Below are 18071 nucleotides of genomic sequence, written 5' to 3'. Positions count from 1 at the left end.
TGGCGCGCAGATGCGCCAGCAGCGCCGCCTCATGCCCGGCCAGCACCGCCTTGCGCCGCGCGCCACCACGCGCCGAAGCGGTGGTCGCCCCCGTCGCCGCACGGCGCGCCAGCGCCTTGTAGATGTAGGAGATGCTCACCCGGAACAGCGGCGCCACCTCGCGCACGCGCAGTCCACCGTCCACCGCCGCCAACACGCGCTCACGCAGATCCTGCGAATATGCCTGGCCAGATCGCCATGTCATCGCTGCCTCCGGTTTCAGCTCCGGAGACCGATGAATCACACATCAGCGCCGTGCCGGAATCCCCGATCGCGATTCCGGTCGATGTGAAATGGCTCTAGATTGCGAAAAAGCTTGCTGACTAATCAAAAAAAATATCAATAATGTGAATATAATTTTCCTCATTTTGCTCTCCCTTTTTATCAAATTTCTGATTTAAAATAGGATATTTATATATTTTGCATTAATATAAAGAACTGCACCGAATTAAAAGCTCCTCCGATAAAGTGATGTGACTCATTTTTTTTGTTGAAGACCACGAAATGCCGTCCTTTTCTTGCTGTATCGGAGAGTTAGACGAAGAGCCTGCGGCACAAAACGCTGTAACAGTGTGCTTCCGGCGCTCTAAAACGGGTCACTAGGTTGCCGCGCCAGCATGTTGCGCGCCCGGAGCGTCGCCGGAATTCAAAGTTTATATCTGGCGTCTCGCTCAAGTCATTTACCCGCGCGCCGTAAGAGGAGGCCGAAGACAAGTCGCCGTTGCCCCCGCCTGTGGAGGGAACGGAAACATGGTCATTGCCCTTTGGGCAAGCGGCGCATCGTATTGAGCGCGCGCCAGCCGATGTCGCGCCGGCAGAAGCCGCCGGGCCAGTCGATCCGGTCCACCGCCGCATAGGCGGCGGCGCGGGCCTCGGCCAGCGTCGCCCCCACCGCGCCGATGCCCAGCACCCGCCCGCCCGCGGCCACCAGCGCCCCGTCCTCGCGCCGCGCCGTGCCGGCGTGGAAGATCGTCACGTCCGGCACCTGGGCCGCCGCCTCCAGCCCCTTGATCTCGCTGCCCGTGCGCGGGGCCTCCGGATAGCCCTCCGCCGCCATCACCACGAGGATGGAGGCCAGGCGCTCCCAGCGCAGGTCGAACATCGCAAGCTCCCCTTGCGTGGCGGCGACCAGCGCGGGCAGCAGGTCCGAGCGCAGGCGCAGCATCAGCGCCTGGCATTCGGGGTCGCCGAAGCGGACGTTGAACTCGAGCAGCCTGGGCCCCGCCTCGGTCAGCATCAGCCCGGCGAAGAGCACGCCGGTGAAGGGCGCGCCGCGCCGCGCCATCTCGGCCAGCACGGGGCGGATGCAGCTCTCCATCACCTGCGCCTCCAGGGCGGGCGTCCAGGCGGGCGGGGGGGAATAGGCGCCCATGCCGCCGGTGTTGGGGCCGCGGTCGCCGTCGAAGGCGCGCTTGTGGTCCTGCGCGGCGCCGAGGGGGATGGCCGTCGTGCCGTCGCACAGGGCGAAGAAGCTGATCTCCTCGCCCGCCAGATACTCCTCGATCACCACGCGGCGGCCGGCCGCGCCATGCAGCCCGCCCTCGAGCATGGCGGTGACGGCCTCGAGCGCCTCGGCCTCGCTCATCGCCACCACCACGCCCTTGCCGGCGGCCAGCCCATCGGCCTTCACCACGATGGGCGCGCCGCGCGCGCGGATATGGGCGCGCGCGGCCTCCGCCTCCTCGAAGACGGCATGGGCGGCGGTGGGGGCGCCGGCGGCCAGCGCCACCTCCTTGAAGAAGGCCTTGCTGCCCTCCAGCCGCGCCGCCGCCGCGCGCGGGCCGAAGCAGCGGATGCAGGCCTCGGCGCAGGCGTCGGCGAGCCCGGCCGTCAGCGGCGCCTCGGGGCCGACCACCACCAGATCCACCCCCTGGGCGCGGGCGAAGGCCACAAGGGCCGGGATGTCGAGCGCGCCGATGGGCACGCACTCCGCCACCTCGGCGATGCCGGGGTTGCCCGGCGCGCACCAGAGCTTCGCGAGCAGGGGCGAGGCGGCCAGCGCCCAGCACAGGGCATGTTCGCGCCCCCCGGAGCCGACAACGAGAACCTTCATGGGGCACGCCTCCGAAACGCTGAAAGCTGGTGTATGGAAGGGGGATGGACGCGCCGGGCGCCAACATCCCCGAATACGGTGTCGGCGAACTCGCCGGCGCCATCAAGCGCACGCTCGAGGGCGCCTTCGCGCGCATCCGCGTGCGCGGCGAGATCACCGAGCTCAAGCCCTACCCCTCGGGCCACATCTACCTCTCGCTGAAGGACGAGGCGGCCAAGATCGAGGCGGTGGTGTGGAAGAGCGCCGTGCCGCGACTCGGCCTCAAGCCCGAGAACGGGGTGGAGGTGATCGCCACCGGCCGCCTCTCCACCTACGCCGACCGCTCGAAATACCAGCTCGTCATCGAGCGGCTGGAATATGCGGGCGAGGGCGCGCTGCTCGCGCGGATCGAGGCGCTGCGCAAGCGGCTGCTGGCCGAGGGGCTGTTCGCGCGCAAGCGCCCCCTGCCGCTGCTGCCGCGCGTCATCGGCGTCGTCACCTCCGAGCGCGGGGCGGTGATCCAGGACATCCGCACCACCCTCGCCCGGCGCTTCCCGCGCGAGCTCATCCTCTGGCCCGTGGCCGTGCAGGGCGAGGGCGCGGCGGAGCAGATCGCCCGCGCCATCCGCGGCTTCTCGGAACTGCCGCCCGGCGGGCCCGTGCCGCGGCCGGATGTGCTGATCGTCGCGCGCGGCGGCGGCTCGCTCGAGGATCTGATGGCCTTCAACGAGGAGGCGGTGGTGCGCGCGGCCGCCGCCTGCAGCATCCCGCTGATCAGCGCCGTGGGCCATGAGACGGACACCACGCTGATCGACTTCGCGGCCGACCGCCGCGCCCCCACCCCCACCGCCGCGGCCGAGATGGCCGTGCCGGCCCGGGCCGATCTGCTGGCCGACCTCGCGCAGAAGGCCGCGCGGCTCGATCAGTCCATGCTGGCGCGGCTGCGCGCGGCGCATCTGGCGCTGAGCCGGGCCGAGCGCGGCCTGCCCGACGCGCCGGCGCTGGTCGCCCAGGCGCGGCAGCGGCTGGAGGACCGGGCGGAGCGCCTCGCCGGCGCGCTGCCGCAGATGCTCGCGGCCAAGCGCGCCGCGCTCGTGGCCGCCGCGGCGGGGCTGCGCCACCCGCGCGAGGCGCTGGCGGCGGCGCGCGCCGGGCTCGCCCAGCTTGTGCAGCGGCTGGAGGCCGCCTGGGCGCGGGGCCAGCAGCGCCGCGCCGCCGCCCCGGCGCTGGCGCGCCTCTCCCCCGCCCCGGTGCAGGCGCTGCTGCGCGAGCGCCGCGCCCAGCTCGCCGGGCTCTCCGCGCGGCTGGAGGCGGTGAGCGTGCATGCCGTGCTCGCGCGCGGCTTCGCCCTGGTGCAGGACGAGACGGGCGCGGCCATCGCCCGCGCGGCGGATGTGACGCCCGGCCAGGCGCTGCGCCTCACCTTCCAGGACGGCCAGCGCCGCGCCACCGCCGAGGGCGAGGCGCGGACGCCCAAACGCCGCCGCCCGGGGCCCGAGCAGGGCGCGCTGCTGTGATCCGCCGCGCGGCGCTGGCCCTGCCTGCGCTGCTGCTCGCCGCCCCGGCGCGCGCCCTCTCCTGGCGGGGGCGGGCCGAGCAGGGCGGGCTGCTGCGCGGCGAGGGCGCGGCGGGGCGGCGCCTCGCCCTGGACGGGGCGGCGCTGCGCGTCTCGCCCGGCGGGCTCTTCGTCTTCGGCTTCGGGCGGGACCATGGGCCGCGCGCCAGCCTCTCGGTGGACGGCGCGCCGCGCGCGATCGAGGTGGCGCGCCGAAGCTGGGAGGTGCAGCACATCACCGGCCTGCCCCCCGCGCAGGTGACGCCGGATGCCGCCACCCTCGCGCGCATCCGCGCCGAGCGCGAGCGGCTCTCGGCCGTGCGCGCCATCGACAGCGCGGCCACGCATTTCGCCGCGCCGCTGCTCTGGCCCGCGCGCGGGCGCATCAGCGGCGTCTTCGGCAGCCAGCGCGTGCTGAACGGCGAGCCGCGCCAGCCCCATTACGGGCTGGACATCGCGGGCCCCGTGGGCACGCCCATCGCCGCCGCCCTGCCCGGCCGCGTGACGCTGGCCGCCGAGTTCGTGTTCTTCGGCAAGCTTCTGGTGCTCGACCACGGGCATGGGGTGAACACGCTCTACGCCCATCTCTCGCGCATCCTGGCGCGCGAGGGGCAGGAGGTGGCGCAGGGCGCGGTGATCGCGGAGATGGGCGCCACCGGCCGCGTCACCGGCCCGCACCTGCATTTCAGCCTCTCCTGGTTCCGCACCTGGCTCGACCCCCAGCCGCTGCTGGAGGGGTGATACGGGCGGCATCACATGCCGCCCGTATCGCGCGCAGGGTTGGTGTGGCGGCTGCGCGCCAAGATAAAGGCATACCAGCGGCCGCACCGGCTCCTCAGGAGTCGAAATCAGCGGCCGCTGGTATGAGCGGCGCCCCCGAAACAGCGCGCCGCCGCCGCGAAACGGCCCGAGTCCCGCATTTTTCTACATGGCGGCGGGATGAACGTATTCCTCACGAAATTCCCCTGGCCATCCCGTTCAGCTTGGGTTAAGCGTAACGGAGTGTGGCGGGGAGCAAGGGGCCCGCCAGGCAGGAAAGGTCCGGGGCCGTCATGACCGTCATCGAACAGCCGCCGCGCGCCGACCAAAGAGCCGAGGAGGCGCTGAGCCGCCCGCAGGACTCCGCGGTCGCCTCGCCGCCGCGGCCGGCGCGCTGGCCCTGGCTGCTCGGCCTCGCCGTCGCGGCGGGGCTGGGCGCCTGGTTCATGCTCGGCCGCGAGGAGGCGCCCCAGCCCGCCTCCGCCGCCGCCGCCGCCCGCGCCCCCGGCGAGTTCCGCCTGAACGACGCCGAGATGCGCGCACTGCGCATCGAGCCGGTGCGGACCCTCGCCTTCCGGCCCGAGCGCGTGGCCGAGGGCCGCATCGCGGTGAACGACGACCGCGCCACGCCCATGTTCGCCCCCTACACCGGCCGCGTCACCCGCGCCTTCGCCAGGGTCGGGGACCGCGTGGAAGCTGGCGCGCCGCTCTACGAGATCGAGACGCAGGAGGTCACCGCCGCGGCGAACGAGCTGCTGTCCGCGCTGGACAATGTGCAGAAGACGCGCGGCGCGCTGGAGCAGGCGCGGCGGGAGGAGGCGCGGCAGGCCTCGCTGCTCGCCGCCCGCGCCGCCTCGCAGCGCGATCTGGAGCAGGCGCGCGCCGCCGCGCTCGCCGCCGAGGCCGAGGCCCGCACCGCCGCCGCGCAGCTCGACGCCGCGCGGGACAGGCTGCGCGTGCTGGGCCGCAGCCCCGCCGAGATCGCGCGCATCGAGGAGAGCCGGCAGGTCAGCGGCCTCATCACCGTCACCGCGCCGCTCTCGGGCACCGTGGTCCAGCGCCGGGTGGGCCCGGGGCAGTGGCTGCAGGCGGGCCAGGGCGAGCCGGTCTTCACCATCGCCGATCTCTCCACCGTCTGGCTCGTGGCGCAGGTGCGCGAGCTCGACGCGCCGCTGATCCGCGTGGGCCAGCCGGTGCAGGTGGAGCTGGGCGCGCTGCCCGGCCGCGTCTTCGAGGCGCGGCTGGTGCGCACCGCCGCCGGGCTCGATCCGCTGACGCGCCGCCTCACCGTGATGGCCGAGGTGCAGGATCCCGAGGGGCTGCTGCGGCCCGAGATGTTCGCCACCTTCCGCATCCAGGTGGGCGAGCCGCGCGAGGCGCCGGCCGTGCCCGTCTCGGCCGCCATCTTCCGCGGGGCGGAGGCGCATGTCTGGGTCGCGCTGCCCGGCAACCGCTTCGAGCTGCGCCAGATCGAGACGGGGCTGCGGCAGGACGGCATGATCGAGGCGCGCAGCGGGCTCGCGGCCGGCGAGCGGCTGGTCACCGGCGGCGCCCTGTTCATCGACCGCGCCTCGCGCATCGAATAGCGCCCCACCGTGCGCCAGATCGTCGCCTTCTCGCTCCAGCAGCGGGCGCTGGTGCTGCTGCTCTTCGCCATCTTCCTCGTCGCCGGGGCCTATGGCTTCACCCGCCTCAACATCGAGGCCTACCCCGACCCGGTGCCGCCGCAGGTCGTCATCATCACGCAGAACCCGGGGCAGAGCGCGGAGGAGATCGAGCGCTACGTCACCATCCCGGTGGAGCTGGCGATGGCGGGGCTGCCCAACCTCAACTCCATCCGCTCCACCTCGCTGTTCGGCCTCTCGGACGTGCGGGTGCAGTTCACCTTCGCGTACACCTACGAGCAGGCGCTGCAGCAGGTGCTGAACCGGCTGGCCACGCTGCGCGACCTGCCCGAGGGGGCGAACCCCGCCATCAGCCCGCTCTCGCCCATCGGCGAGATCATGCGCTACCGGCTGCGCGGCCCGCCCGGCTTCTCGCCCGACGATCTCAAGACGCTGCAGGAATGGGTGCTGGAGCGCCGCCTGCGCCGCATCCCCGGCGTGGTGGACGTGACGAGCTTCGGCGGGCGCAGCAAGGCCTACACGGTGGTGGTGGACCTGCCGCGGATGAACGCGCACGGCCTCTCCCTGCCCGAGGTGATCGCGGCGGTGCGCGCGGGCAACGTCACGGTCGGCGCGGGCACCATCAACATCGGCCCGCAATCGGCCGTGGTGCAGGGCGTGGGGCTGATCCGCTCCATCGAGGACATCCAGAACATCGTGCTCGCCGCCGATGCGGGCGGCGTGCCGGTGCTGCTCTCGGACGTGGCGCGCGTGGAGGTGGGGGCGCTGCCGCGGCTCGGCATCGCCGGCCACGAGCATGACGAGGACGTTCTGCTCGCCACCGTGCTGATGCGCTGCGGCGAGCAGACCATGCCCACCATCCGCGCCGTGCAGCAGGAGGTGGCGCGCATCAACGCCGGCGGCGTGCTGCCGCCCGGCGTGCGGCTCGAGGTGATCTACGACCGCGAGGACCTGGTGAAGATCACCACCAAGATGGTGGTGAAGAACATCATCCTCGGCGTGGTGCTCATCCTCGTGATGCAGTGGCTGTTCCTGGGGGATCTGCGCGGCGCCATCGTGGTGGCGGCCACCATCCCCTTCGCCTTCTTCTTCGCCGTGCTGCTGATGCTGGCGCGCGGCGAGAGCGGCAACCTGCTCAGCGTCGGCGCGCTGGATTTCGGCCTGCTGGTGGATGCGACCATCATCATGGTCGAGAACATCTACCGCCACATCGCCATGGCGCGGCGCAACCCGGCCGCCTACCAGGCGGGGCGGCGCGCCTCGGGCGGGCTCACGGGCATCTCGCTCATCGTGCTGAAGGCGGGGGGCGAGGTGGGCAAGCCCATCGCCTTCGCGCTGCTCATCGTCATCGTCGCCTTCATCCCGCTCTTCACCATGGGCGGCATCGAGGGTCGCATCTTCGGCCCCATGGCCAAGACCTACGCCTACGCCATCGCGGGCTCGCTCATCGCGGCCTTCACGGTGGTGCCCGCCCTCTCCTCCGTGCTGCTGAGCGAGCACAGCCGCGAGCGCGACACGGCGCTGATGCGCGCGCTGCGCGCGGGCTTCACCCGGCTCTACGCGCTCGGCATGCGCGTGCGCGCCCTCACCCTCGCCATCGGCGGGGGGCTCTGCGTGGCGGCGCTCTACATCCTCACCCTGCTGGGCGCGGAGTTCCTGCCCACCCTGGAGGAGGGCAACCTCTGGGTGCGCGCCACCATGCCCGGCACCATCAGCCTCGAGGAGGGGCACGCCACGGTGCAGGCCATCCGCGCCGCGCTGATGGAGTTCCCCGAGGCCATCACCGTCACCTCCCAGCAGGGCAGGCCCGATGACGGCACCGACCCCGCGGGCTTCTTCAACACGGAGTTCTTCGTGCCCCTGCGCCCGCCCGCCGAGTGGCGCACCGGCCGCACCCGCAACGAGCTGGTGGCGCGCATCAACGAACGCCTGCAGGAGCGCTTCGTCGGCATCCAGTTCAGCTACGCGCAGATGATCAGCGACAACGTGCAGGAGGCGGCCTCGGGCGTGAAGGGCGAGAACGCGATCAAGGTGTTCGGCCCCGATCTCGAGGTGCTCACGCGCAAGGCCGAGCAGATCCGCGTGCTGCTGACGCAGGTGCGCGGGCTGACCGACATCGCGGTGTTCCCCACGCTGGGCCAGCCCACCGTCTCCATCACCATCGACCGCGCCCGCGCCGCGCGCTTCGGCCTGCCGGTGGAGGCGATCAACGACGTGGTGCAGGCCGCGATCGGCGGGCGCGAGGCGGGGCGCCTCTACGAGACCGGGGGCGACCGCAACTTCCCCATCGTCGTGCGGCTCGCCGCCCCCTTCCGCGACAATCTGGAGGCGATCGGCCGCATCCCCGTGGGCGGGCCGCGCGGCGCGACGCTGGCCGACGTGGCGCGGATCGAGCTCGTCTCCGGCACCGCCTATGTCTATCGCGAGGACGGCAGCCGCTACGTGCCCATCCGCTTCTCCGTGCGCGGGCGGGATCCCGCCTCCGCCGTGCAGGAGGCGCAGGCGCTGGTGGAGCGCGAGATGCAGCTCATGCCCGGCTACCGGCTCGACTGGGTGGGCGAGTTCCGCAACCTCAAGGAGGCGGTGGCGCGGCTGGTGATGGTGGTGCCCGTCGCGCTCTTCATCATCTGCGTGCTGCTCTATGTGCAGTTCGGCAACCTGCGCGAGACATTCCTGGTGATGGCCATGGTGCCCTGCTCGCTGGTGGGCGGCATCCTCGCGCTGGCGGCGGCGGGGCTCAACTTCTCGGTGCCGGCGGCCATCGGCTTCCTCGCGCTGTTCGGCATCACGGTGATGGAGGGCATCATCCTGCTGAGCCACTTCAACCATCTGCGCCATGACGGCATGTCCTGGCGCGCCGCGCTCGACCAGTCCGGGCAGGACCGGCTGCGCCCCGTGTTCATGACCTGCTTCGCGAGCTTCTTCGGCCTGCTGCCCATGGCGCTCGCCACCGGCATCGGCGCGGACGTGACGAAGCCGCTCGCCCTCGTGGTGGTGGGGGGCATCGGGCTCGTGCCGGTGTTCATCCTCGTCGTGTTCCCCGCGCTGATCGACCGGTTCGGCCGCCCCTCCGACCTCGCCCAGCAGGAGGCGGCGCTGGCGGCGCGGCGCGCCCGCGCGGGGCTTTCGGCATGAGGGCGCTTGTTCTCGCGTTGGCGCTGCTCGCGCCGCTGCCCGCGGCGGCGCAGCAGAACCGCCCGCAGCCCGCGGCCCTGCCCAACGCGCAGGGCGCGCGCACCCTCACCCTCGCCGAGGCCGAGCGGCGGCTGATGGAGCGCAATCTCGCCGTCGTCGCCGCCCAGCGCGGGGTGGACGCGGCCAGGGCGCAGCGCCTGATCGCCTCCTCGCGGCCGCCGCCCACGGTCAGCGTCGGCAACACCTTCGCCGAGTTCCGCGAGCTGCGCAGCGGCCCCCAGCCCCCGCGCGGGCGCTTCCTCGACAGCAACGTGACGGTGGGCCTTTCGGTGCTGATCGAGCTCGGCGGCAAGCGGGAGCTGCGCACGCGGCTGGCGGAGGAGAACATCGGCGTGGCCGAGGCGCAGGTGCTGGACGCGCTGCGCCTGCAGCTTCTCCAGCTCCGGCAATCCTTCATCGCCGCGCTGGGCGCGCGGGCGAATTTCGAGGTGGCGCTGGCCAACCGCGCGAGCCTCGACCGCACCGAGGCGCTGCTGCGCCGCCAGGTGCAGGACGGCGCGCTGCCCGAGGGAGACCTGCTGCGCTTCCAGGCCAGCCGCCTGCCCTTCGAGGCGGAGGTGACGGCCGCGGCCACCGCCTATGCCGCCGCCGTGGCGCAGGTGGCGGCGCTGCTCGCGCTCGATGCGGCGAACACCGCGCCGCCGCCGCGCGCCTCCGCCCTGCCTGCCGTGGCGCTCGACCTGCGCGGGCGGTTGGACGCGGCGGCCGAGCCGGGCGTGCCGCGCGAGGCGCTGGTCGAGGCGGTGCAGAGCCGCGCCGATGTGGTGGCCGCGCTGCGCCAGGCCCAGGCGGCGGGGGTGAACACGAATCTGGCCGAGGCCGGGCGCTGGCGCGACGTGACGCTGAACGGCGGCTGGGACCGTTCGCGCCTCTCGCAGGATCAGCCGGAATCGAGCCGCGCGCTGATCGCCAACAACCAGTTCACCTTCAGCCTCTCCGTGCCGATCTTCACCGACCGCATCGTGCGCGGCGGCATCGGCGTGGCGCAGGGCCAGCAGGCCCAGGCCGAGGCGCAGGCCCAGGCCGCGCTGCTGCAGGCGCGCGCCGATGTGGCGGCGGCCTGGACGGGCTACGAGCAGTCCCGCGCGCTGCTGCGGCTCTATACCGGCGCGGCGCTGACGCGCGCCGAGCAGGCCTATCGCTCCACCGAGCAGGCCTTCCTCGCCGGCGGGCGCAACCTGCTCGACGTGCTGGACGCGCTGCGCACCCTCAACGCCACCCGCGTGGCCGCGAACAATGCGCGGGCCGCCTATCTCGCCTCGCTGGCCACGCTGGAGGCGGCGAGCGGGGTCTCGGGGATCAGCCCGCGGCTGTGACGTTTATTGGATGAGCCTCAGCCCGCGCCCCAGCAGCTCGCGCAGATCGAGCCCGGGCGGCGGGGGCGGCGGCGCGCTGCCGGGCGGCTGGAGGCGGCGCAGCCGCTCCATCGCGGCGCGCGTGTCGGAGAGGCGCAGCTCCGTCGGCTCCGCCCCGCCGCCCGGCGCGCCGAGGCCCGTCATCCGCACCAGCGCGCGCTCGGCCGCCGGCAGCTCCGCCGCCGCCCGGGGCGCATCCGCGGCGCGCGGAACGCAGACCAGGCTGCGCCCCTCGAGCCCGCAGGGCAGCTCCATCATCGTGTTCCGGTCGAAGCGGAGCTGCGCCGCGCCGGCGAGCGCGAAGAGCCCGCGCGCCGCGCCGTCCAGCCCCAGCTCGCGCGCCGTCACGGCCGGGAGAAGCTGGCCGTGGCGCTCCAGGATTTCGAGCGTCAGCGCCGGGCCCACCGCCGAACGCTCCACCGGGTCGCGGTGGCGCAGGAGGCATTCGGTCCGGTCGGTCATGCGGTCGGTGGCGCAGGCGAGGCGCCAGGGCCCGATCTCCTCGGTCGCCGTCTGCGCGGCGGCGGGCAGGGCGAGGAGACAGGCGAGGGTGATGGCGGTGCGGAACATGGCCTATCCTACCACGCCGAAGGAGGGCGCGGCATGACAGGGCTGCGGCTGCCCGATGGCGGGGAAATCCCGCGCCTCGGCATGGGCACCTGGCGGATGGGCGAGCGCGGGCGCGACCGCGCGGCGGAGGTGGCGGCGCTGCGTCTCGGCCTCGCGCTCGGCGTCACCCTCATCGACACGGCCGAGATGTATGGCGAGGGCGGCGCCGAGGAGGTGGTGGGCGAGGCCATCCGCGGCCGGCGCGAGGAGGTGTTCCTCGTCTCCAAGGTCTATCCGCACAACGCCTCGCGCCGCGCCCTGCCCGAGGCCTGCGCGCGCAGCCTCAGGCGGCTCGGGGTGGAGTGTCTCGACCTCTACCTGCTGCACTGGCGCGGCGCCGTGCCGCTGGCCGAGACGGTGGAGGCGATGGAGCGGCTGCGCGCGGCGGGAAAGATCCGCCGCTGGGGCGTCTCGAACCTGGACGTGGCGGATCTCGAGGAGCTCGGCCCCGCGCTCGCGGATTGCGCCACCGACCAGGTGCTGCTCAACCTCGAGCACCGCGGCGCGGAATACGATCTGCTGCCCTTCTGCGCGGCGCGGGGCATGCCGGTGATGGCCTATTCGCCGGTGGGGCAGGGGGGTGCGCTGCTGCGCCACCCCGTGCTGAAGGCCCTGGCCGCGGCGCGCGGGGCGACCCCCGCGCAGCTCGCCATCGCCTGGACGCTCTCGCGCCCCGGGGTGGTCAGCATCCCCAAGGCGGTGCGGCCCGAACATGTGCGGCAGAACGCGGCGGCGGGCGCGATGCGGCTGGAGGCGGAGGAGCTGGCGGCGCTGGACGCCGCCTTCCCCCCGCCCCGGCGCAAGCGGCCGCTGGCGATGCTGTAGAGCGCGATCCCCGAAGGCGGAATCGCCGCAGCGGTGAATCGCCCTCCGGGCAAAGGCGTGCCAGGCTACTCGAAGCGCAGCGCGGCGATGGGATCGAGCTTCGCCGCCCGCCGCGCGGGCCAGTAGCCGAAAAAGAGCCCGGTGAGGCCCGAGACCGCCACCGCCAGCGCCACCGCATCCCACTGGATCAGCACCGGCCAGCCCGCCGCGCCGGCGAGCCCGTGCGCGAGGCCGATGCCCGCCACCACCCCCACCGCGCCGCCAAGCAGCGCGAGCAGCACCGCCTCCAGCAGGAACTGCCGCAGGATGTCGGCGGGCCGCGCGCCCACCGCGAGGCGCAGCCCGATCTCGCGCGTGCGCTCCGTCACGCTCACCAGCATGATGTTCATCACGCCGATGCCGCCCACCAGCAGCGAGACGGCCGCCACCGCGGCGAGCAGCAGCGAGAGGGTGCGCGCCGAGGCGTCGCGCGTCGCCGCGATCTCGCTGAGGTTGCGGATCTGCACCGTGTCCGGCTCATTGGCCGCGACCCTGTGCCGCTGGCGAAAGAACTGGCGCAGCTCCTCCTCCACCGCCGCCATGTCCTCGCCCTCGTGCACCTTCACGCTGATGGTGGAGACCGCGCGGGCGAAGGCGCGCGAGGCGCCCATGACGCTGCGCCGCGCCGTCCAGTAGGGCATCACCACCGCGTCGTCCTGGTCCTGGCCCATCGGGTTCTGGCCCTTGCGGCCGAGCACGCCGATCACCTCGAAGGGGGTGGCACGGATGCGCACCTCGCGCCCGATCGGGTTCTCCTCGCCGAAGAGGTTCTGCACCACGGTCTGGCCCAGCAGCACCAGCTTGCGCCCGGCCATCGCCTCCTCGGCGGTGAAGAAGCGGCCCTCCTCCAGCGTCCAGTCATGCGCCACGAACCAGTCGGGATCGGTGGCGATGACGGTGGTGGCCCAGTTCTGGTTGCCCGCCACCACCTGCTGCTGCTGGCGGATCGTGCCCGCCGCCACCTGCACGGCCGCGATCTCGCGCGGGATGGCCTGGGCGTCGTCCCAGCTCATGTTGGGCCGCTGCCCCGCGCCGAGCGAGACGCCGCCCATGCGCACATTGGCGCCCCACACCACCAGCAGATTGGCGCCCAGCGACTGGATCTGCGCCAGCACCTGCTGGCGCGCGCCCGCGCCCACGGCGACCGTGACGATCACCGCCGCGACCCCGATGAAGATGCCGAGCGCGGTGAGCGCGGCGCGCAGCTTGTTCGCCGCCAGCGCTGCCAGCGCGGCCAGCATGGCCTGGCCGAGCGAGAGCCCCGCCCGCCCGCGCGGCAGCGGCGGCAGGGGGCGTGGCGCCTCGAGCGCGCGCGGGGCTTCGGCGGGCGCGTTCACGAGAAGCTCTGCTTCAGCATGGCCGCCGCATCCACGGGCGGGTAGCGCGTGTCCTCGAACATGCGCCCGTCGCGGAAGCGCAGCGTGCGGCCGGCGAAGGCCGCCACATCGGCATCGTGCGTGACGCAGAGGATGGCGACACCCGCGCGGTTGAGCGCCTGGAACAGCGCCATGATCTCGAGCCCCGTGCGGCTGTCCAGCGCGCCCGTGGGCTCGTCGGCCAGCAGCAGCTCGGGCCCGTTCACGAGGGCGCGCGCGATGGCCACGCGCTGCTGCTGCCCGCCCGAGAGCTGGCTCGGCGTGTGGTGCATGCGGCTTTCGAGCCCCACCCGCGCCAGCGCCTCGGCCGCGCGCTCGCGCCGGATGCGGCGCGGGATGCCGCGGTAGAGCATGGGCATCTCCACATTGGCCAGCGCATCGGCGCGCGGCAGCAGGTGGAAGGACTGGAACACGAAGCCGATCTTCTCGCCCCGCACCGCGGCGAGCCGGTTGGTGGACAGCCGCGCCACCTCCTCCCCCGCCAGGCGGTAGCGCCCGCGCGTGGGCCGGTCGAGGCAGCCGATCAGGTTGAGGAAGGTGGATTTGCCCGAGCCCGAGGGCCCCATGGCGGCCACGAACTCGCCCGGCGCCATGCTCACGCTCACATCCTCGAGCGCGGCGACGACGCCCTCGCCCGAGGGGTAGTGGCGCGTCAGCCCCTCCGTCTCGATCAGCATGGCTCAGAACAGCGGCCGGCCGGCGGCGGGGCGCGGCGCGGCGGAGGCGCGCTCCGTGCCCGTCACCACCAGCGCGCCCTCGGCCAGCGGCCCGCCCAGCACCTCGGTCACGCTGCCGTCGGTCAGCCCGGTGCGGATGGTGACGGCGCGCGGCGGCCCCTCGCCCTCCAGCACATGGACGGTGGCGGTCGCGCCGCGCTGGCCGCGGGCGGAGGCGAGCCGCGCGCGCTGGTCGGGTGTCAGCACCGCCGAGAGGCGGGACTGGAAGCGCTGCCGCGCCGCCTGGGCCTGCTGGCGGCGCGCCTCGGCGTCGGCGGGCAGGGCGGCCATGCGCTCGCGCAGCTCCCGCCCCGCGGCCTCGATCTCCTGGCGCTGGGCGGGGGTGAGATCCTCCATCTCGCGCAGCGCGGCCTCGAGGGGGCTCGCGGGCGGGGCCTGGGCGGGCCCCGCATTCGCCGCGCCCGGCGGGCGCCAGCGCAGCGCGGCGTTGGGCACGCGCAGCGCCTCCGCGCGCTCGTCGGTGACGATGCGCAGCGTCGCGGTCATGCCCGGCAGCATGCGGCCCTCGCGGTTCTCGGCGCTGACGACGACGGTGTAGGTGACCACGTTGTTCACCGTGGTCGGGCTCAGGCGGATGTCCTTCACCCGGCCCTGCAGGTTCACCGAAGGATGCGCCGCGACGGTGAAGGTCACGGCCTGGCCGGCGCGGATGCGGCCGATGTCGGCCTCGTCCACCGTGGCCCAGACCTCCATCTCGTCGAGGTTGGCGGCGATGGTGAACAGGGTGGGCGATTGCAGCGAGGCCGCCACCGTCTGCCCCAGATCCACGCTGCGCGAGACGATCACGCCGTCGATCGGGCTGCGGATGGAGGCGAAGGAGAGGTTCACGTCCACCTGGCGGAGCTGTGCGGCGCGCTGGGCGGCGGTGGCCTCGGCCGCCTCCACCTGGGCGCGGGCGGTGCGCGCCACCGCCTCGGCGGAGGCGAGCTGCGCCTCGGCCTGCTGCGCCTCGGCCTGGGCGGCGAGGAGCTGGGCGCGCGCGCTCTCGGCGGTGAAGCCCGCGCGGGTGGCGTCGCGCACCGCGCCCACGCCGCTGCGGCGCAGCTCCTCGGTGCGGCGGGCCTCGAATTCCGCATCCCGCGCCAGGGCCTCGACGCGCGCCACCCCGGCGCGGGCGGAGGCGAGCTGGGCGCGGGCGCTCTCGGCATCCGCCGCCGCGCGCTCGGCCGAGGCGCGGGCCACCGCCACCGCGGCCTGGGCGGCGCGCAGATCGGCCTCGGCCGCGGCGCGCGCGGCTTCGAGCTGCTGCGTGTCCAGCCGCGCGAGGAGCTGGCCCGCCGTGACGCGCTGGTTGAAATCGCCCGGCAGCTCGCGGATCTGGCCCGAGAGCTGGCTGCCCACGATGACCGAGACGACGGGATTGACCGTGCCGGTGGCCGAGACGACGGCGGTGATCGGCCCGCGGTCCACCGCCGCGGTGCGCAGGCGCGGCGCGTTCGCCTCGCCCCGCCCCCAGGGCAGGCCGAGCGAGGCGAGCGCGGGCTGGCCATAGACATAGCCGCCCGCCGCAAGGGCGATCAGGACCGGGATGACGATGAGGCGCTTGCGCATGGCTTCTGGAAGCTAGGCCCCGGGTGTAACCGGCATGTTGCGCCTTTCGGGGAGAATGTCACATGCGATGCCTGGTGCTGGGGGCGGGGGCGGTCGGCGGCTATGTCGGCGGGCGGCTGGCCGAGGCGGGGGCGGAGGTGACCTTCCTCGTCCGCCCCGCCCGCGCCGCGGCGCTGGCCGCGCGGGGGCTGAGGCTGCGCAGCCCCTTCGGCGACGCCGATCTCCCGGTGCGGACGGTGACGGCCGAGGCGCTGGGGCCGGGCCATGACCTCGTGCTGCTCGCCTGCAAGGCCTATGACCTGGACGCGGCCATCGCCGCGCTGCGCCCGGCGGTGGATGGGCGCACCGCCATCCTGCCCGTGCTGAACGGGCTCTCCCACCTCGCGGCGCTGGACGCCGCCTTCGGCCGCGCGGCGGTGCTGGGCGGGCTCGCGAAGATCCAGGCGCGGCTCGACGAGGAGGGGGTGGTGCATCACCTCAACGACTGGCGCTGGCTCGGCTTCGGCGAGCGCGACGCGGCCGACAGCCCCCGGCTGCGCGCCATCGCCGCGGCCTTCGCGCCCTGCCGCGGCCTGGTCGCCGAGGCGGTGCCCGACATCGCCCAGCGCATGTGGGAGAAGCTCGTGCATCTCGGCACGGCGGCGCTGGGCACGGTGCTGATGCGCGCGCCCGTGGGCGCCATCGTGCGCGCGGGCGGCGCGCCCTTCCTGCACGCGCTGCTCGATCGCCACGCCACGCTGGCGGCGCGCCAGGGCCACCCGATGCCCGAGGCCTTCCTCGCCGAATACCGCGCCCTGTTCAGCGACCCGGCCAGCGCCTACGCCACCTCCATGCTGCGCGACATCGAGGCCGGCCGCCGCTCGGAGGGCGAGCATGTGCTGGGCTTCCTGCGCGAGGCGCTGGCGGCGGCCGGGATGGAGACCGGCTGGCATGACCTCGCGCTGCTGCATGTGCGCGCGCAGGAGCAGCGGCGGGCGGGGTGATGCCGCCGGAGGGAACGCCGCCATGAGGCTTGCCGCGCGGCGTCGGCCGGGCGCAGCCTGCCGCCCATGCGTCCCGGTCGCCTCGTCCTCGCCCTGCTGCTCGCTCTCGCCGGCCCGGCGGCGGGCGAGACCCTCACCCTGCCCGGCCCCGAGGGGGTGGCGCTGCGCGCCTGGCTGGTCCGGCCCGAGCGGGTGCGCGCCGCCCCGGTCATCGCCCTGCATGGCTGCATGGGGATCGGCGGCCCCGATGCGCCGCCGCGCCTTGCCCCGCGCGAGGCCGACTGGGCGGCGCGGCTGGCCGGGCTCGGGCATCCGGTGCTGTTTCCCGACAGTTTCGGCAGCCGGGGCCTGGGCGACGCCTGCGGCCGGCCCGAACACCGCGCCCCGCCGCGGCTCAGGGCCGCCGATGCGCGCGCCGCCGCCGCCTGGGCCCGCGCCCAGCCCTGGGGGCAGGCGGGGCCGGGGCCGGTGCTGCTCGGCTGGTCGCATGGCGGCTCGACCACGCTGCTCGCCTGGCTCGCCGCCGCGCCGGGGGAGCTCGCGGCCGCCATCGCCTTCTATCCCGGCTGCGGGCCGCTCAGCATCGGCCGGCCCACCCCGGCCCCGGGCCGCGCGCCGCTGCTGATGCTGCTGGGCGCGGAGGATGACTGGACTCCGCCCGAGCCCTGCCTCGCGCTCGCCGCCCGCGCGCCGGAGGCCGTCACCGTCCGCCTGCTGCCCGGCGCGCATCACGGCTTCGACATGCTGGGCGGGGCGGTCCGGGCCTGGCTTCTGCCCAATGGGCGGCGGGTGCATCTCGGCCCCGAGCCCGCGGCGCGCGAGGCCGCCCGGGCTGAGCTGCCCGCCTTCCTCGCGCGCCACGCCGGCACTCCGTGAAGGGGGGCCATGACGCGCGCGCGATACCCGGCGCCACGCCCGGCGTGGTAAGCGCCCGCGCATGATCATCGCCCTCGGTTCCGACCACGCCGGCCTGCCGCTCAAGCAGGCCCTCGCCGCCGCGCTGGAGGCGGGCGGGCATGCGCTGCTCGACCTCGGCACCCACAGCGCCGAGAGCGTGGACTACCCGGATTACGCCCAGGCCGTGGCCGCGCGGGTGGCGTCGGGCGAGGCGGGCTTCGGCGTGCTGGTCTGCGGCACCGGCATCGGCATGGCCATCGCCGCCAACCGCCACCCGGCCATCCGCGCCGCCGTGCTGCACTCCGCCACCGAGGCGCGGCTGACGCGCGCGCACAACGACGCGAACATCGCCTGCTTCGGCGCCCGCACCACGGGGGTGGAGGTGGCGCTGGACGCGCTGGCCGCCTTCCTCGCCACGCCCTTCGAGGGCGGCCGCCACGCCCGGCGCGTCGCCAAGCTCGGCGCGCCGGCGGCCTAGCCCCTCTGTCCCCGCG

At 74.2% G+C, this 18071-nt stretch carries 15 protein-coding genes; 9 read left to right on the top strand and 6 right to left on the bottom strand.

Annotated elements, in window-relative coordinates; translation table 11 throughout:
• A partial coding sequence (locus H596_RS0116085) for an IS630 transposase-related protein (protein WP_245584039.1) occupies positions 1 to 244 on the bottom strand: 244 nt, incomplete at its 3' end.
• Between the two features lie 549 nt (positions 245 to 793).
• Positions 794 to 2092 carry a phosphoribosylamine--glycine ligase gene (purD, locus tag H596_RS0116080; RefSeq protein WP_037301781.1) on the bottom strand — a complete coding sequence of 433 codons (1299 nt, stop codon included), beginning with the start codon at positions 2090 to 2092 and terminating at the stop codon, positions 794 to 796.
• Between the two features lie 44 nt (positions 2093 to 2136).
• Here purD and xseA point away from each other — a divergent pair, with 44 nt between their 5' ends.
• The 5 genes from xseA to H596_RS0116055 all read left to right on the top strand — a co-directional run bounded on the left by xseA (position 2137) and on the right by H596_RS0116055 (position 10521).
• A complete protein-coding gene (gene xseA / locus H596_RS0116075; RefSeq protein WP_027285753.1) occupies positions 2137 to 3588 on the top strand; it encodes an exodeoxyribonuclease VII large subunit in 1452 nt (483 codons plus the stop codon).
• On the top strand, positions 3585 to 4367 hold the full coding sequence (locus H596_RS0116070) for a M23 family metallopeptidase (protein WP_027285752.1): 783 nt from the start codon (positions 3585 to 3587) through the stop codon (positions 4365 to 4367). Before xseA ends, H596_RS0116070 begins: the two co-directional genes overlap by 4 nt.
• 311 nt (positions 4368 to 4678) lie before the next feature.
• A complete protein-coding gene (locus tag H596_RS0116065; protein WP_051213250.1) occupies positions 4679 to 5971 on the top strand; it encodes an efflux RND transporter periplasmic adaptor subunit in 1293 nt (430 codons plus the stop codon).
• A 9-nt stretch (positions 5972 to 5980) separates the two neighbouring features.
• Entirely contained in the window at positions 5981 to 9145 is a 3165-nt protein-coding gene (locus tag H596_RS0116060; protein WP_027285750.1) for an efflux RND transporter permease subunit, read from the top strand.
• Complete coding sequence (locus H596_RS0116055) at positions 9142 to 10521, top strand: TolC family protein (protein WP_084602895.1); 1380 nt, start codon at positions 9142 to 9144, stop codon at positions 10519 to 10521. The genes H596_RS0116060 and H596_RS0116055 overlap by 4 nt, the downstream gene beginning before the upstream one ends.
• A gap of 3 nt (positions 10522 to 10524) precedes the next feature.
• Here the strand turns inward: H596_RS0116055 and H596_RS22025 are convergent, their stop codons facing one another.
• Positions 10525 to 11130, bottom strand: a complete 606-nt coding sequence (locus H596_RS22025) for a hypothetical protein (protein ID WP_051213248.1) — start codon at positions 11128 to 11130, stop codon at positions 10525 to 10527.
• Between the two features lie 33 nt (positions 11131 to 11163).
• On the opposite strand from H596_RS22025, the gene H596_RS0116045 reads away from it, so the two are divergent.
• Positions 11164 to 11994 carry an aldo/keto reductase gene (locus H596_RS0116045; protein ID WP_027285748.1) on the top strand — a complete coding sequence of 277 codons (831 nt, stop codon included), beginning with the start codon at positions 11164 to 11166 and terminating at the stop codon, positions 11992 to 11994.
• A gap of 65 nt (positions 11995 to 12059) precedes the next feature.
• Here the strand turns inward: H596_RS0116045 and H596_RS0116040 are convergent, their stop codons facing one another.
• Genes H596_RS0116040 through H596_RS22015 form a run of 3 tightly spaced genes read right to left on the bottom strand, consistent with a single transcriptional unit; the run spans position 12060 to position 15697 of the window.
• Entirely contained in the window at positions 12060 to 13370 is a 1311-nt protein-coding gene (locus tag H596_RS0116040; RefSeq protein WP_245584038.1) for an ABC transporter permease, read from the bottom strand.
• The gene (locus H596_RS22020) at positions 13367 to 14086 is read right to left on the bottom strand and encodes an ABC transporter ATP-binding protein (RefSeq protein ID WP_156910154.1); all 720 of its coding nucleotides are present in this window, start codon (positions 14084 to 14086) and stop codon (positions 13367 to 13369) included. Before H596_RS22020 ends, H596_RS0116040 begins: the two co-directional genes overlap by 4 nt.
• A gap of 3 nt (positions 14087 to 14089) precedes the next feature.
• Positions 14090 to 15697: an efflux RND transporter periplasmic adaptor subunit gene (locus H596_RS22015; protein ID WP_037301780.1), complete on the bottom strand. Its 1608-nt coding sequence runs from the start codon at positions 15695 to 15697 to the stop codon at positions 14090 to 14092.
• A gap of 62 nt (positions 15698 to 15759) precedes the next feature.
• On the opposite strand from H596_RS22015, the gene H596_RS0116025 reads away from it, so the two are divergent.
• From H596_RS0116025 to rpiB, 3 genes are all read left to right on the top strand, one after another.
• Positions 15760 to 16680, top strand: a complete 921-nt coding sequence (locus H596_RS0116025; RefSeq protein WP_027285746.1) for a 2-dehydropantoate 2-reductase — start codon at positions 15760 to 15762, stop codon at positions 16678 to 16680.
• Positions 16681 to 16746: 66 nt separating this feature from the next.
• Positions 16747 to 17556, top strand: a complete 810-nt coding sequence (locus H596_RS0116020; RefSeq protein WP_027285745.1) for a dienelactone hydrolase family protein — start codon at positions 16747 to 16749, stop codon at positions 17554 to 17556.
• Between the two features lie 61 nt (positions 17557 to 17617).
• Positions 17618 to 18055: a ribose 5-phosphate isomerase B gene (gene rpiB, locus H596_RS0116015; RefSeq protein ID WP_027285744.1), complete on the top strand. Its 438-nt coding sequence runs from the start codon at positions 17618 to 17620 to the stop codon at positions 18053 to 18055.
• Positions 18056 to 18071 lie beyond the last annotated feature (16 nt).

Source organism: Rubritepida flocculans DSM 14296 (assembly GCF_000425365.1).
Lineage (GTDB): Bacteria > Pseudomonadota > Alphaproteobacteria > Acetobacterales > Acetobacteraceae > Roseococcus > Roseococcus flocculans.
This window is presented reverse-complemented; position numbering and strand designations above follow the sequence as displayed.